14 protein-coding genes and 1 pseudogene are annotated in these 12,702 nt (G+C 67.9%); 7 read left to right on the top strand and 8 right to left on the bottom strand.

Features of this window, described 5'->3' with window-relative positions:
* Positions 1-982 precede the first annotated feature (982 nt).
* The gene (locus P0592_RS15325) at positions 983-1,105 is read right to left on the bottom strand and encodes a hypothetical protein (protein WP_276271779.1); all 123 of its coding nucleotides are present in this window, start codon (positions 1,103-1,105) and stop codon (positions 983-985) included.
* 892 nt (positions 1,106-1,997) lie between these two features.
* On the opposite strand from P0592_RS15325, the gene P0592_RS15320 reads away from it, so the two are divergent.
* The 3 genes from P0592_RS15320 to P0592_RS15310 all read left to right on the top strand — a co-directional run bounded on the left by P0592_RS15320 (position 1,998) and on the right by P0592_RS15310 (position 5,169).
* Positions 1,998-2,420, top strand: coding sequence for a DUF5805 domain-containing protein (locus tag P0592_RS15320; protein WP_276271778.1), 423 nt, complete (start codon positions 1,998-2,000; stop codon positions 2,418-2,420).
* The gene (locus P0592_RS15315; RefSeq protein ID WP_276271777.1) at positions 2,417-3,457 is read left to right on the top strand and encodes a tyrosine-type recombinase/integrase; all 1,041 of its coding nucleotides are present in this window, start codon (positions 2,417-2,419) and stop codon (positions 3,455-3,457) included. The genes P0592_RS15320 and P0592_RS15315 overlap by 4 nt, the downstream gene beginning before the upstream one ends.
* Positions 3,458-3,702: 245 nt before the next feature.
* Entirely contained in the window at positions 3,703-5,169 is a 1,467-nt protein-coding gene (locus tag P0592_RS15310; protein ID WP_276271776.1) for an amidohydrolase family protein, read from the top strand.
* Between the two features lie 85 nt (positions 5,170-5,254).
* Here the strand turns inward: P0592_RS15310 and P0592_RS15305 are convergent, their stop codons facing one another.
* The gene (locus P0592_RS15305) at positions 5,255-5,512 is read right to left on the bottom strand and encodes a DUF7968 family protein (protein ID WP_276271775.1); all 258 of its coding nucleotides are present in this window, start codon (positions 5,510-5,512) and stop codon (positions 5,255-5,257) included.
* A gap of 222 nt (positions 5,513-5,734) precedes the next feature.
* Between P0592_RS15305 and P0592_RS15300 the strand changes: the two genes are divergently transcribed.
* Positions 5,735-6,478, top strand: coding sequence for a DUF7260 family protein (locus tag P0592_RS15300; RefSeq protein ID WP_276271774.1), 744 nt, complete (start codon positions 5,735-5,737; stop codon positions 6,476-6,478).
* A 171-nt stretch (positions 6,479-6,649) separates the two neighbouring features.
* Positions 6,650-6,883 (top strand): hypothetical protein, encoded by a 234-nt coding sequence (locus P0592_RS15295; RefSeq protein WP_276271773.1) that lies wholly within the window; start codon positions 6,650-6,652, stop codon positions 6,881-6,883.
* Positions 6,884-6,891: 8 nt separating this feature from the next.
* On the opposite strand, the gene P0592_RS15290 is transcribed toward P0592_RS15295, so the two are convergent.
* Entirely contained in the window at positions 6,892-7,413 is a 522-nt protein-coding gene (locus P0592_RS15290) for a phosphopantetheine adenylyltransferase (RefSeq protein WP_276271772.1), read from the bottom strand.
* A 244-nt stretch (positions 7,414-7,657) separates the two neighbouring features.
* Between P0592_RS15290 and P0592_RS20250 the strand changes: the two are divergent.
* Positions 7,658-8,301: pseudogene (locus tag P0592_RS20250) on the top strand (DUF4147 domain-containing protein).
* Here the strand turns inward: P0592_RS20250 and P0592_RS15280 are convergent.
* A complete protein-coding gene (locus P0592_RS15280; RefSeq protein ID WP_276271771.1) occupies positions 8,201-8,830 on the bottom strand; it encodes a DUF7344 domain-containing protein in 630 nt (209 codons plus the stop codon). The pseudogene P0592_RS20250 and the gene P0592_RS15280 sit on opposite strands and share 101 nt — an antisense overlap.
* A 665-nt stretch (positions 8,831-9,495) precedes the next feature.
* Here P0592_RS15280 and P0592_RS15275 point away from each other — a divergent pair.
* Entirely contained in the window at positions 9,496-9,777 is a 282-nt protein-coding gene (locus tag P0592_RS15275) for an ArsR/SmtB family transcription factor (RefSeq protein ID WP_276271770.1), read from the top strand.
* A 1-nt stretch (position 9,778) separates the two neighbouring features.
* Here the strand turns inward: P0592_RS15275 and P0592_RS15270 are convergent, their stop codons facing one another.
* From P0592_RS15270 to P0592_RS15255, 4 genes are all read right to left on the bottom strand, one after another.
* Positions 9,779-9,907: a hypothetical protein gene (locus tag P0592_RS15270; protein WP_276271769.1), complete on the bottom strand. Its 129-nt coding sequence runs from the start codon at positions 9,905-9,907 to the stop codon at positions 9,779-9,781.
* A gap of 69 nt (positions 9,908-9,976) precedes the next feature.
* Complete coding sequence (locus P0592_RS15265) at positions 9,977-10,237, bottom strand: HalOD1 output domain-containing protein (RefSeq protein ID WP_276271768.1); 261 nt, start codon at positions 10,235-10,237, stop codon at positions 9,977-9,979.
* An 83-nt stretch (positions 10,238-10,320) separates the two neighbouring features.
* A complete protein-coding gene (locus P0592_RS15260; RefSeq protein ID WP_276271767.1) occupies positions 10,321-11,169 on the bottom strand; it encodes a formyltransferase family protein in 849 nt (282 codons plus the stop codon).
* Between the two features lie 53 nt (positions 11,170-11,222).
* A complete protein-coding gene (locus tag P0592_RS15255) occupies positions 11,223-12,638 on the bottom strand; it encodes a hypothetical protein (RefSeq protein ID WP_276271766.1) in 1,416 nt (471 codons plus the stop codon).
* Positions 12,639-12,702 lie beyond the last annotated feature (64 nt).

The following is a 12,702-nucleotide window of genomic DNA, read 5'->3' as shown; positions in this document are numbered from 1 at the left end:
AGCGAGTCGCTGGCGGGCCGCACGGAACGCATTACCAGTGTCGCCCCGCACGGGAGGGCAGTGGAGGTGACAACGATGCCGGGTACCGGCGAGCCACCGAACCACAGCGGCGGAAACGGGCCGCTACTGGGGTTCCTCCGACCGGCGGATCGACGCACCGCCGCGGCTGGAGCGACGCGTGCCTCTGATCGGCTTTTTGTGCGGGACCACCGGACGCTCGACTCGAGTTCGAGCCGACGGCTCGGACGACTCGATCCCGCGTGCTACTCGGTCGGGTCCGGAGAGACGCGATCGGCGTCGGTACGGTCGTCGCTCGGCCAGCCCTCGCGTCAGCGGCGATTCGAGGAACGAGACGAGTCGGTGGAGCAGTTTCGTGTGGTCCGCGCCGTCGAGGTGTGCCTCGGTACAGTCGACGAGCCGGTCCCAGTCGAGGAAGGACACGGCCCGGACGATCCACTCCGACTCCGCGGCGAGAGTCGTACGCGACCCCGTAGAACTCCACGCCGTCGTCGCCCGGACGCGTTCCGCTCGCCGAGACTGTTCCGCCGGCTCGCTCGGCGGCCATCGCTCGAGTGGCCCGCGTACGACTCCGTGACGAGCTGTCGATCTGCTCGTGCAGGTCGGTTGACCGGCGATGAGCGCTCACCGGACGACACGCTGACGCTGCTGAAGAAGGAGACTGGAATCGGGTAGAGGGATATTCTGTCTGTTAGCGCGCCATCTACGTGGCAACACTGTCGGAAATCTCCAAAATTCGCCCATACGGTTTGTGATGTGACGAGAACGGGGAGAGGGATTTGGATCGGGTTCCGCTGACCGAACCGGCCAAATCCGCGCATCACAGGCCCACTGAACCCGGTGTAATCTCAACTTCCGCGCCCCCAACTCTGTATAGCGGCATACAGTTTATGAGTCCGAGGCGAGACGGAGGTGAGTTGTCAGAACGACACGACAGCTTCGAGTTCTCTGACCGACGACCGGCTCAGGACTCGAAGGTGTACTCGATGAGGTACTTCACGAGATACATCGAGACGACGATACCCACGAGCATCACGACGAGGACGATGAGGATCATGAACAGCCGGACGAGAGCCGGGTTAGCCACGAGGGACCACCTGCGCTTGACGGGCGGGTGAGGGGGTTGCCCTGCTCATACGCTCTCTTTCCCGCGGGCACCAAAGCCGTTTGTGGGTCCCGGCCGCCGATGCCGGGGCGTCACCGGACAGTGATGCGGGGCCGATCGCGTCGAACTCCGCGGTCCTGACTGACGTTCGACGGCGGCCGGGATTCGGTCGCAGCCCCAGCGCCGTCGGGGGCGGACTCATACAGTCCTCACGCCTTTTCGATCGCGGGCGCGGGGACGGCGGCGAGAGGACCGGCGACAGTGGAGCGAGCCACCACTCGGAGCCGACCGGAGTGGCCCGATGTCGGGCACGTCGTCGCCGCTCCGGGTTGTGGCACCGTCTGCCGGCCGCCGTCGACGAACTCGCGGGCGGTACGTGCCTTCTCGCCTCCGTTCGGTGGACGGAACCGCCCGTGTTCTCCAGCACCCGTCGACCGCGGCCTGTAACGGAACGGATGGAACGGATAGACGACAGCCGCTCGTGACACCGGCCACGTGTCGTCGGTCTGGCGACGTCGGGTACGCCGGCCGGCGTCGCCGTAACGCGAAGTCCCGAGCAAGACGGGACCTCGCCGACGGGCTCACCGGACGGTGGGCGGATGCACTCCCCCGTCGAACGAGCAGGGCCGGTATCGCGTGTTCGGTGGTGCCGGACCTGACCGAAGCGACGCGGAGCCGATCCGAGACTCGTACCCGTAGTAATTATATCAGTGAGTGTGGTACTATCTATTCGGACGGTGGAGTCGGAGAAACGAATTAGATGTGTGTATCTGTGCCTAAATAGGGTGGATATACAGTACTACACTCCCAAATAAGTGTGTTTATCCTCGTCTGTGGGACTAAATTGAAGTGAGTGGGGACGGAGACTGCTCCTATGGCGACAGACGGGGACGCGACGGAGCAGACGTCGGTCAAGACATACGTCCCGGCGTACCAGAAGGCCGAGTGGGCCGACCACGCCGACGAGCTCGACATGAGCCAGAGCGAGTTCGTGCGGACGATGGTTCAGGCCGGCCGCAGCGGCTTCGAACCGGTCGATTCCGTGACGGAGGGGGGGTCGGACCAGCCGGCGGAAGACGACGAACCCGGTCCACCGGACGCGACCCCCGGGGACGACACCCTGAAACATCGAATCGAGGGGGTTCTGTCGGACGGAGACCCACACGATTGGGACGAGCTCGTCTCGGAGTTGACCGACGACATCGAACAACGGCTCGACGACGCACTCCAGGAGCTCCAGTCGTCCGGCCGGGTCCGGTACAGCGGTCGCCACGGGGGGTACGTCCTCGACGAATGAGTTCCGAGACAGCGGCCACCGACGCGAACGAAGACCCGATCGAGTACTTCCTCGACGACATCACGTACCACGGGAAGAGCGACCGGACGCGGGCGTTCTACGAGCGCGTCCTGCGGGACTTCGAGGCGTTCCTCGCCGAGGGTGGGCAGCCGGTTCCGGTCCGGGACGCCTCACACCGGGACTGTATGGCCTACGTTCACGGCCTCCGCGGCGAGAAGAGCGAGAGCACGGTCGCGACGTACGCGTCCTACCTGCATCGGTTCTACGCGTACATGACACAGGTCGAGACGTTCGACAGCAACCCGATGACCCTCGTGATGGAGGAGATGGACGAGTCGATCAACACCGATCCGACGCGCCGTGAGATCGACGTCCCCGCGATGCGAGCGTTCGTGGCCGAGGTCGGCCACCCGCTGGAACGCGCGGTGATCGTGACCCTTCTCAAGACCGGGATGCGGGTCGGGGAACTCTGTAACCTCGATCTGCGGGACCTCAACCTCGAGCGGCCCGGTCCGCGACCCGACGTCCCGGTTCGTGCCAGTCTGGACGGGCGACCGGACTCGCTCTACGTCGCCGCGAAACCGACACGCGGAGCCGTCGTCAACGGCGAGGAACGCAGCGCCTCGAACAAGCGCAAGCGCGACACCACGGTTCCCGTCGACGGGGAACTGAGCCGCGTGTTGCGACGCTGGCTCGCCATTCGGCCGGACACCCGCTCGGACGCTCGGCCGCTGTTCGTCTCGACGTCCGGACAGTGGGGCCAGCGGCTGACCCCCGATATGGTCCACCACGTCGTCGAGACCCACGCCCGCGACCACGGGTGGTACCGGGACGGCGGCGGAGCCGAAGAGAACGTCACGCCCCACTACTTCAGGCACTTCTTCACCACGCACCTCCGGGACAGGACCGGCGAACGGGGGGTCGTCAAGTACCTCCGAGGCGACGTGGCACAGGACGTCATCGACACCTACACTCACGACTGGGGCGACCGCGTCCGGGACGTCTACGAGGCGAACATCTACTCGCTGCTGGCGTGAGCGCCGTCGGAAACGAGCGACGGACGGTGTCGCCGGCCGAACGCATAAACTGTATATCGCTATACCGAATCCGAGGGGGCGCGGACCGGGTGTGCGGTACTTCGAGGCCGCGCGGATCCCCTCTGTGCGACCCGCTTTTCCGAGATCGCTGCCAGTCGCTCTCGGAGCCGCTGGTGGGGAGCACCGGGAGGTCCCGGACGACGAGATGACAACGCCTGTGGGAGTTCGCCCGACAGGTGAAACGGATGACGGCCGACATCGCGATCCACGACGCGCACGTGCTCACGGTCGACGACAGGAATCGACTCTACGAACGCGGGACCGTCGTCGTCGAGGACGGTCGCATTACGGAGGTGCGAGCGTCACGAGACGACGATCCGGACGTCGCGGCCGACCGCGTCGTCGACGGCGAGGGCAAGCTCGTGATGCCGGGGCTGGTCAACGCCCACACCCACCTCGAACTGACGCCGCTGATCGGCGCGTTCAGCGACCTCGACCTGTCGGAGATGATGGGCGGGATGACCGCCGTCTTCAGACACGTCGCCGAGGGCGAGTACGCCTACCTCACCGAGGCGGGATACGAGCTCGCCGCGCTCAACTTCCTCGCCGGCGGCGTCACCACCGTCAACTCGATGGACGTCCGGCCGAGCGCGGGCGCGGAGACGTTCGGCGAGGCCGGGCTCCGCGGGTTCTTCGGGCCGGCGCTCTCCGACCTCTTCTGGGACGTCCCCGTCGACGAGCAGTTCGACCGCGCCCGCGAGTTCGTCGACGAGTACCACGGCAGTTACGACGGCCGCATCCGGGCGACGATCGATCCCCACGACGACTGGTCCTGTACCCGCGAGCTGTGGGAACGCACCGCCGACCTCGCGGACGAGTACCCCGACCTGCTCGTCCACACCCACCTGCTCGAACTCGAGGCGAGCAACACGATGGCGCGGTCGAACGGGGCCGAGGACTCGCTGGCCCTGCTCGACGACGTCGGCCTCCTCGACGACCGACTGGTGGCCGCTCACTTCCGGCTCGCGGACGACGAGGACGTCCGACGGACCGCCGAGGCGGACGCGTCGGTCGCACACTGTCCGTCGATCTTCTGCTACTGGAACACGGGCGGTGACGTGCAGTGGACGCCGGTGCCCGAGCTCCGTGCGGCGGGCGTCGACGTCGGACTGGGCATCGACGACCACTACTGGCACGACTCCTACGATATGTTCGGCGAGGCGCGACAGGCCAGGCTCGCGGCCAACCTCAAGCGCTCGGCCGGGCAGTACGACTCGATGGAACTGGTCCGGATGCTGACCATCGAGGGGGCAGAGGCGCTCGGCGTCGGCGACGAGATCGGCAGCATCGAGTCCGGCAAGCGGGCCGACCTGATCGTGCTTGACGTGGAGAAACCGAAGTTCACCCCGCTGACCAACGTGCCGGCCCAGGTCGCCAACAACGCGGCACCGGCCGACGTGGAGACGGTCGTCGTCGACGGCGAGGTGCTGATGGCGGACGGCGTGGTGGAGACGATGGACGCCGAGGCGGTGTGCGAGCGGGCGGAGTCGGCGGTCGACCGCTTCGCCTCGGAGACGGACTGGGAGCTCGGCATCGGCGGAAGCGAGCCGCCGAGCAAGACGAGTATCGCCCGCGACCTGCCGAAGCGCGGCCCCGCACAGCTGCTCGGCCGGCTCGCGTTCCAGTCGGTCAGGGACGAGTTCCCGTTCTGAGGCGGGACGGCAGAGAAAGACTTGACCCCCGACCGCGTCGGCGGTCCCGGTGATCGGCCGCACGAGACCGGTCGAGTCCGTCCGCTCACTCGCTCGCGTACTCGAACTCGATCGCCGTCTCCGGACCGAGGACGGTCCCACCCTCGACGGCGGCGACGCGAAGCGAGATCGGCTCCGTGGTCCCGCAGCCACGCGGGGCGGTCTCGGCCCACGTCTCGCCCGGACGGACGGGACCGTCCCGGGACCGGCGGAGGTACTGGCGATAGCTCGGGCGGTCGAGCGCCGTCCGTACGGGCGAGTCGGCCGCGACGGTCAGTACGACGCGCTCGGCAGCGTCGGCCACACCCGCCGTAGCCGGTCGGGCGGCAAATGGATGTCGGCGACCAGGGTCCGGTTGGCGGCGACGGGATCGCTGTCGGTACACGCCGGCGGCGAACCCGGTCGTCGTCCAAGTCCGCCGATAGCGCCGCTGAACCGTCGGTTAGCATATAAACGTGGGCGAGATACCGACGACCGTACCCCGGTATGTAAAAGACTTATTATAGTGAAGACGTACCATACGAGTATGGCAACTGCCACGACGGAGTCCGGGGCGTTCCTCCACTCCCTCCGGGAGTACGTCCTCGGTCCGGTGCGGACGGCAGCGGGCCTCGTCGCGTCCGAGCGCGACGAGATCGCGGCCGAGCTGGCCGCGTTCGAGGCCCTTGCCGACCGGATCGCGGACATCGAGCCGACGGACTCCGTTCCCGCGACATCCGATCAGATGTGTGCGTCCCCCTCCGCCGACGACCCCCGCTGGACGAGAGTCCGAGCCGCGTACCGGGAGACCGCGATGTCGGTCGATCACTACGAGGAGCTGTACGACGAGCCGCTCGTCCAGAACGCGAGCGCGGAACTGGGCCCCGAACTGGCACGCGCGATGCAGCCGGACAGCGGCGTCCGGTTCACGCCGAGGGTGAAGGAGCTCCTGACGGCGAGCGTCGAGCAGTGTATCGACCAGCGCGGCTCCCTCCACTCGTTCGTCGAGCGCGAACACGAGTCGCTCCGGACCTGTCGGGACGACCTGACGGAGGTGGTGGAGTGTCTGGACGGGACGACCGTCCCGAACTGGTACGTCGACACGTTCCGCGCCGACCTCGACGAGATCTCGGCCCGACGACAGCGCCACCTCCAGTCGGCGTCCCGTGTCGACAGCCACGACTTCTACGCGCACCTCTTCGACGAGCAGCCCTGGACCTACCCGGTCCTGACGACGGTCACGCGTCTCGAAGACGCGGTCCTCGACGACCGCGAGCGCGGCCCCGCCTGACGGTCCCGGCGGTCGTCGGGGACCGCGTCGATTCACGGGCCAGCGCCGTCACTCGCGAGCTCGCGGTAGGGAGTTCGTATGAGCGCTATCGCACCGTATACTGAATAGCGCCTCGTCAGTCCGTACGACTATGCTACGTGTTCGACCACCGCGCGGCGACGGGAGCGGGCCGTGAGTGGCAAGGCTCCGAGCGACGGTCCGGACCGACAGGCACAGCTACGGGACCTGTTCGTCACCGTCACCGGGACCACGGAGTTCGTCGAGGAGCAGGCGGCCGAGGAGACGGCCGGCCACGGCGTCGCGGAGTCAGACGACGACGTGCCGGAGTACGTCTCCGCGATGGTCCGCGAGGACGGTTTAGGCGAGGCCCTCGACGGGCCCGGCGACGATCTCGTTCTGGACTGAGCGTGGCCTCAGTCGTCCAGGAGACGGCCGTGTCGGTCGATCTCCCCGTTGCGGATGCGCGTGCTGCTGATCCGGTGACCGTCCTCGGCCACGACGAACGGCGAGGTGTAGATCTCCAGCGGCGGGTGGCCCCGGTCCAGTCGCTCGTCGTTGATGTCGTGTGCGCGGCGGTGGGCCTTTCCCTCCGGGGCGACGACCAGCACGTCGGCACCCTCGCGGGTGACTGCCGGCCCGTGCGTGTCGGCCAGCTCGACGATCTCGTGGGACGCGGTGTAGGCCCGCCCGACGGTCGCGAGCGCGTCTTCGAGCGCCGCTCGTCGCTCCTCGTACGGACCGAGTAGCCTCGCGTGCTCGGGATCGCTCCGTGTCTCGCCCGCCAGGTCCGTCGAGGTCAGCCCCACGACGACGTGTCCCTCGCCGTCGCCGTCGTGACTGGCCGTCTGGAACGCGCTGTGTAGCAACGCCATGTGGCCGTCGTGCAGCGGTGTGAACGTTCCCCCGAGGACCGCGACGCGGTCTGTCGCTGGCATACATTCCCGTTCCACCGCGACGGTCGTATAGATGGGGGAGCGACGAGGGTACCCCGGCGAAAGCGGCGACGGCGCTCGGCCGATAACCTCCGGTTAGGGCGTACAGAGACGCCCTATCGGTCTCAGTCGTCAGCTTACCGAGTCCGGCGCGCCGGTAATCTGTCTATTGTATTCACGGTGGGCCGTCGACGTTGTATCGTCGTGACGGGAGCGGGGCGTCCCCCGGCTGCTGGCGCGACACGCGGTGTGCCGCCCCGGCCGACCTGAGCACAAACCACACCCCCGAGTGATCCAATCCGGCCAGGGGCGGACGCCCACTCGTGGCTACGGGAGTGTTCTCACCGAGCGTCGGCAACAGCGTGTACGGAGAACCGGAGCGAGCTGTCACGAACGCCCCACCACGAGGTGGCGCTGGACTGCGTCCAGGCGTCCAGGCGGCCATCGCGGCCGCCGCTCCCGAGCGGACGACGAGAGAGGGCGTGACCCGGTCGGGGACGACCCTGCGCATCGGGGACCGGACAGACGATCTGAGGGCGTACGAGGACGTGGTCGTCGTGGGGACGGCAAGGCCGCCGACGAGTCGACGCTGCTCGTCGTCACCGGGGGTGCCAGCGCGCTGCTGGTCGCGCCGGCCGGCGAACTCACCGTCGCGGACCTCCGGGCGACGGCGGGAGCGTTGCTGGCGGTGTCTCGATCGAGGAGATCCACACGGTTCGTAAACACCTCTCGACGGTCAAGGGCGGCCCCCTCGCGGAACTCGCGTCGCCGGTGACCGTCGGGCGGGCAGTCAGTCCTGGTCCCGCGCGTCGACCAGCCAGTGGCAGCCGGCACAGAACCCGACCGTGGCGACGACGAGCGACAGCATCCCCAGCAGGAGGGTGCCGCTGAGTCCCGTCACGGCCGCGAACGAGAGCACCGCGACCCCGATCAGCGTGACTGCACCGTAGTAACGGTACCACCGGACGGTGTCACCCTCCTCCGGCGTGTCGAGGTACGCCATCACCTCATCGGCCGCGGGGGCGATCTCGACGCGTCCGCGGTCCTGATTGAAGTCGACGACCCCCATATCGTCCATCTTCGGCAGGTGACACTGGTAGAGCCCGACGTAGACCCGCTTTCGCTGACTTGACGTCAGCGCCTCCGTGGTCGTGTCGTTCTCGATCGCGGCCACGTGCTCGGCCAGTTCCCCCAGCGCCACGCGCTCGCCCCGCGGCTTGTCGCGGAGGTACTTCAACACCTCCCGTCGGCGACTGTTCTTGAGAATCTCGAAGACGAGATCGAGGGAGAGCGACGGCCGTTCGGCCTCCGCCTCGGTCCCTCTCGACCCCGCCGCCTCGGATGGCGGGCCAGCCCCACTCTCGGACTGGGCGGAGTCGGCGATACTGGTGCCGGTGACTGATTGGTCCTGAGCACTCATGGTTTCTCCGTACCCGAGGCGCGGAGGACGGCCACGTTCCGACAGCGCTTGGTGCGCGCCACACCCCCTTTCGCTGTCGGCGCGATCTGATCCGCCTTCGCCCCGAGCGTGTGTCAAAGAGGTAACGCGATTCACACTTAATACTTTGTTACATTATCGATCCGATATGTCTGGTTCTGATTATGTCTCCGAATGGGATGCTTACGCCGAACGGGACGAATTTCGCGCGAGCTGTCGCTCGTGACCGCGGACCCGGCCGACACCGGCCGGGCACCCGACGAAGAGGGGACACGAGTGTCGCGGCGCGACGCCTCGGCGAGACGGAGCGGTCGACGCCGCCACGACCCGCGCTCGTCCCGTCGGTCGCGGCACAACGGGTGATATGTAAGTCGTAACAAAGGGGACGTGACCCGTCACCGCACGACTAGTGGCACCTCGACGATCAGCCGAACGCGACAGTCTGCAGACGCCACCACCGGAACTGAGATGATCGAACGAACCCATCCACGACGACACCGATCCTCTGTACCGCCCGGACTCGTCCGTCCGCACCCGAGAGCACGACCGAGACGGTCACGCGGCCGTCCCGGCTATCGCCGGCCGCTCCGGGACCCGACCGGTCCGCGGCCGCCGCTGGCCGCCGACTATCCGAACGGGGTGTGCGGATGAGCGACCCCGACCAGTGGGACGAGATCAGCTACGTCATCAGCTCCCGCTATCGCATCGCCACGCTTCGCCGGTTGGCCGAGGGACCCGCGACGCCGTCGCTCATCGCCGACGAGACGGATCTCAGCATCGCACACGTCTCGCGGGCGTTGCAGGAACTCCGCGACTCGGATCTGGTCACGCTGCTCGTCTCCGAAGATCGACGGAAGGGCCGTGTTTACGGCGTGACGGACGAGGGAAAGGACGTCTGGGAGACGATCGAGGCCGAGAATATGCTGTAGTTCACTCCGGCCCGTCCTCGCGCTCGACGGCCCGCTCGGGGAGCAACTGCTCGGGTTGTCGGCGGTGCTTCGGCGTCTCCGCGAACTCGGTGATGCGACGCCACTCGTCGGAGGTGAGGTGCCCGCTCATACCGCCCACTCGATACTCCAGCGACTTCGTAATCCTGGGGTTAGTCCGACGAAAGTCGAGCTTTCCGGCCTATTCGGTGGGGCTGACCGACACCCGATCCTCGGAGACGCGTACGAGGTAGCCGTCGTGTTCGAACGCGATCTCCAGCTCGGTGTCGCTTGCCGCGAACAGCTCGTCCATCGCGTCCGGGTCGACCGACTCCGCGAGCGGCGTCGTCGCCGTCGGTCGTCGCCCCATCGTCGCAGCGAGCTCTCGTGCCACGATCGTACTGACCGACTCCGAGGAGTCAGCCGACGCGTCCGGCTCCCCACCGCCGTGACATATCTCCATACGAAACTCATCTTACGTACCAGATACATATACTTTTTGACGCTGCTGGTCGCCAGTTCGGTGCGGTCACGCACGTCGCGGGATCAGCGCTCGACGACCCGGGACGGCACCGATCCGGTCGACTCGTCGACGGGCAACTCACCGACCAGCTCCGCGTACGAGGCGACGGTCAGCTGGACCCGCCGCCCGGAGAGAGTGGTGTACGCGGGCGGGAACGGCGGGAAGTCGAACGCCCGGACTCGGTCGTACACCGCGAGTCGGGTCCGCTCGTCGGCGTCGGCGAGCGAGCCGGGGTCGATCGCCCGCTCGGAGTCGAGCCCGTCGCGGTCGGTGTCGTACCGCGGTCCGCCGTAGGCGGACTGTGGCGTCGCGAGTCGGTGGACGTCGCCGTCGCGCAGCGTGGGGAGGTGTTCCCGGAACATCGCGACGGCGGCGTCGACGACCCGCTCGTACAGCCGACGACCCGTGTCCGTCTCCTCGATCGGGACGAACTGGCGGGCGACGACGTCGCCCGTCTCGATCGTCGGGGTCAACAGGTGCAGGGTCGCGCCGTACCGCCAGTAGTCGTCCTCCCGGGCGTTGAGGATCGCGTGCCTGATCGGGTGGTGGCCGCGGTACCGGGGGAGCTCGGACAGCCGGATCCCCAGCGGTGCGACGGCGGGGTGGTCGAGCAGCGCCGGGTCCAGTTCCGGCCGACGGCCGACGGCGAGCAGATAGTCGACGTCGGTCTCGAGAACGGCTTCCATTCCCTCGAACTCGACCGGATCGTACCCGAGCGTCGTCGCGCGCTCGAACAGCGACCCCTCCCACCAGGTCGGTTGCTCCGGCGGCGGGGCGACGACGGTGCGCACGTCGAAGTCCGGGTGGTCCGCGAGCAGTTCGAAACACCGCCTCCCGTGGGGACGACTCCCCACGAACGCGACCGTTGGCATGGGCCGAGTTACCGTGCTGTCCCTCGTAGTTATGCACCCCATTTCCCGGTCGCTCACTCCGCGCGCCAGTGGTGGAGCGACCCCTCCCGGTCCCGGTAGACGAGGGACGGAGCACCGCCGTCGGACTCGGCGATCCCGACCTCACCGATCGTCAGGTCGGAGGGGTCCGGATCGCCGTAGGTCCGGGGTTGGGCCGGTGCCTCGGCGACGCGGCGACCGTCCGCCGACGCCATATCGCCGAACGCCCAGATCGGCTCCGCAAGGCTGTCGAACTCCGTCACGAACTCCGACGAGGACCCGAAGTAGAACGAGGAGCCGGCGGGCTGGGCCGTGATCTCGATCTTCCCGCGTCGGAGGGTGCCGGCGTTGTCGACCCGGCCGATCACGTTGTTGGCGTTCTTCCGGTCGAAGCGGATCACCGAGTCCAGTGTCGCGTCGGTGTTCCGGACGTGTTCGATGCGGACGCCCGCCGGTCCGTCGAGGAAGACGGCGGACCCGGAGCGTTCGGTCCCCGGCTCGTAGTTGATCCCGCCGACGCTGACGTGTCCGTTCCAGGTGGTCCGCAACTCGAGTGCGGGACCCGCCGATCCGCCGACGTTGAGGAACCCGACGTCGAACCGCGCCCCCGAGTAGTCGGTGGTGATCACCGGGTCCCCCGTCCGGTTACCGGCGCTGACGTACAGGACCCGTGACCCGAGAAACCCCTCGTTGCGCCCGATCGCCAGCTCTCGCCCGTCGTTCTGCCCGAACCCGAAGTCGAGGTGGTACCACACCGATCCGAAGGGGGCTCCGTTCTCCAGGTCGAGGACGGGATCGACCCACTCTCGGAACGCGAGCGACCCGATGTCGAAGTGCTTGGGATTGGCGGTGTCGTTGTCGAAGTGGATCGCCGAGCCGGACTCCCGCGCGTCGCCGCTCGCGGACCCCGAGAGCGTGAACCCGTCGAGCGTGACGAACTTCCCGTCCCGCAGGGTCTCGACTCGGATGCCGTCCCGCGTCGTGTCGGCGAACGCCAGCGTGGTGGTGTTGATGCCCCACCCGAGCAGCCGGGCGTGCTGTGACGGGCGCAGCGGCGCTCGCTCGACGACGGTCGTCGGCGGGAGCAGGACGGTCCCGAACCCGCGTGCGCCCCCGGCCTCGTCGAGCAGCCGGAAGGCGTCCCCGACGGGCGTGTCGGTCTCGGTCGGGTCGATGGCGACGTGGCCGTCGAGCCCGCGGCCCACGACGACGACGTGGCCGTCCCGAGACGCCAGCACCTGATCGCCGGCCGTCGGACGGTGCTGTCGCCGGCCGCTCGGCGTGGCAAACGGCGTCCGACTCCCGCCACCAGCGGTGTCCGAATCCCCCCGATCGGGGGTCGCCGTCTGCGACTCGTCCCCGTCGGAGAACAGTCCGGAGCAGCCTGCCATCCCGGCCGTGGCGGCGAGCCCGGCGAGGTAGACACGTCTGTCGAGGTCCGGTCCGTCCATCTTACCGCGCCGACTCCGTGGTTCCGTCGGCCCCACGTCGTCCGGTCCAACCGCGCCGATTCGG

The sequence above is a fragment of the Haloarcula litorea genome (assembly GCF_029338195.1).
Taxonomy (GTDB): Archaea; Halobacteriota; Halobacteria; order Halobacteriales; family Haloarculaceae; genus Haloarcula; species Haloarcula litorea.
Note: the sequence above shows the minus strand (reverse complement) of the source record. Positions and strands in the feature narration are given on the sequence as shown.

What these genes read in the sequence shown, in the direction of transcription:
- P0592_RS15320 (WP_276271778.1), top strand. Translation starts at nt 1,998, where the DNA reads ATGGCGACAGACGGGGACGCGACGGAGCAGACGTCGGTCAAGACATAC.
- P0592_RS15315 (WP_276271777.1), top strand. Translation starts at nt 2,417, where the DNA reads ATGAGTTCCGAGACAGCGGCCACCGACGCGAACGAAGACCCGATCGAG.
- P0592_RS15310 (WP_276271776.1), top strand. Translation starts at nt 3,703, where the DNA reads ATGACGGCCGACATCGCGATCCACGACGCGCACGTGCTCACGGTCGAC.
- P0592_RS15300 (WP_276271774.1), top strand. Translation starts at nt 5,735, where the DNA reads ATGGCAACTGCCACGACGGAGTCCGGGGCGTTCCTCCACTCCCTCCGG.
- P0592_RS15290 (WP_276271772.1), bottom strand. Translation starts at nt 7,413, where the DNA reads ATGCCAGCGACAGACCGCGTCGCGGTCCTCGGGGGAACGTTCACACCG.
- P0592_RS15280 (WP_276271771.1), bottom strand. Translation starts at nt 8,830, where the DNA reads ATGAGTGCTCAGGACCAATCAGTCACCGGCACCAGTATCGCCGACTCC.
- P0592_RS15275 (WP_276271770.1), top strand. Translation starts at nt 9,496, where the DNA reads ATGAGCGACCCCGACCAGTGGGACGAGATCAGCTACGTCATCAGCTCC.
- P0592_RS15270 (WP_276271769.1), bottom strand. Translation starts at nt 9,907, where the DNA reads ATGAGCGGGCACCTCACCTCCGACGAGTGGCGTCGCATCACCGAGTTC.
- P0592_RS15265 (WP_276271768.1), bottom strand. Translation starts at nt 10,237, where the DNA reads ATGGAGATATGTCACGGCGGTGGGGAGCCGGACGCGTCGGCTGACTCC.
- P0592_RS15260 (WP_276271767.1), bottom strand. Translation starts at nt 11,169, where the DNA reads ATGCCAACGGTCGCGTTCGTGGGGAGTCGTCCCCACGGGAGGCGGTGT.
- P0592_RS15255 (WP_276271766.1), bottom strand. Translation starts at nt 12,638, where the DNA reads ATGGACGGACCGGACCTCGACAGACGTGTCTACCTCGCCGGGCTCGCC.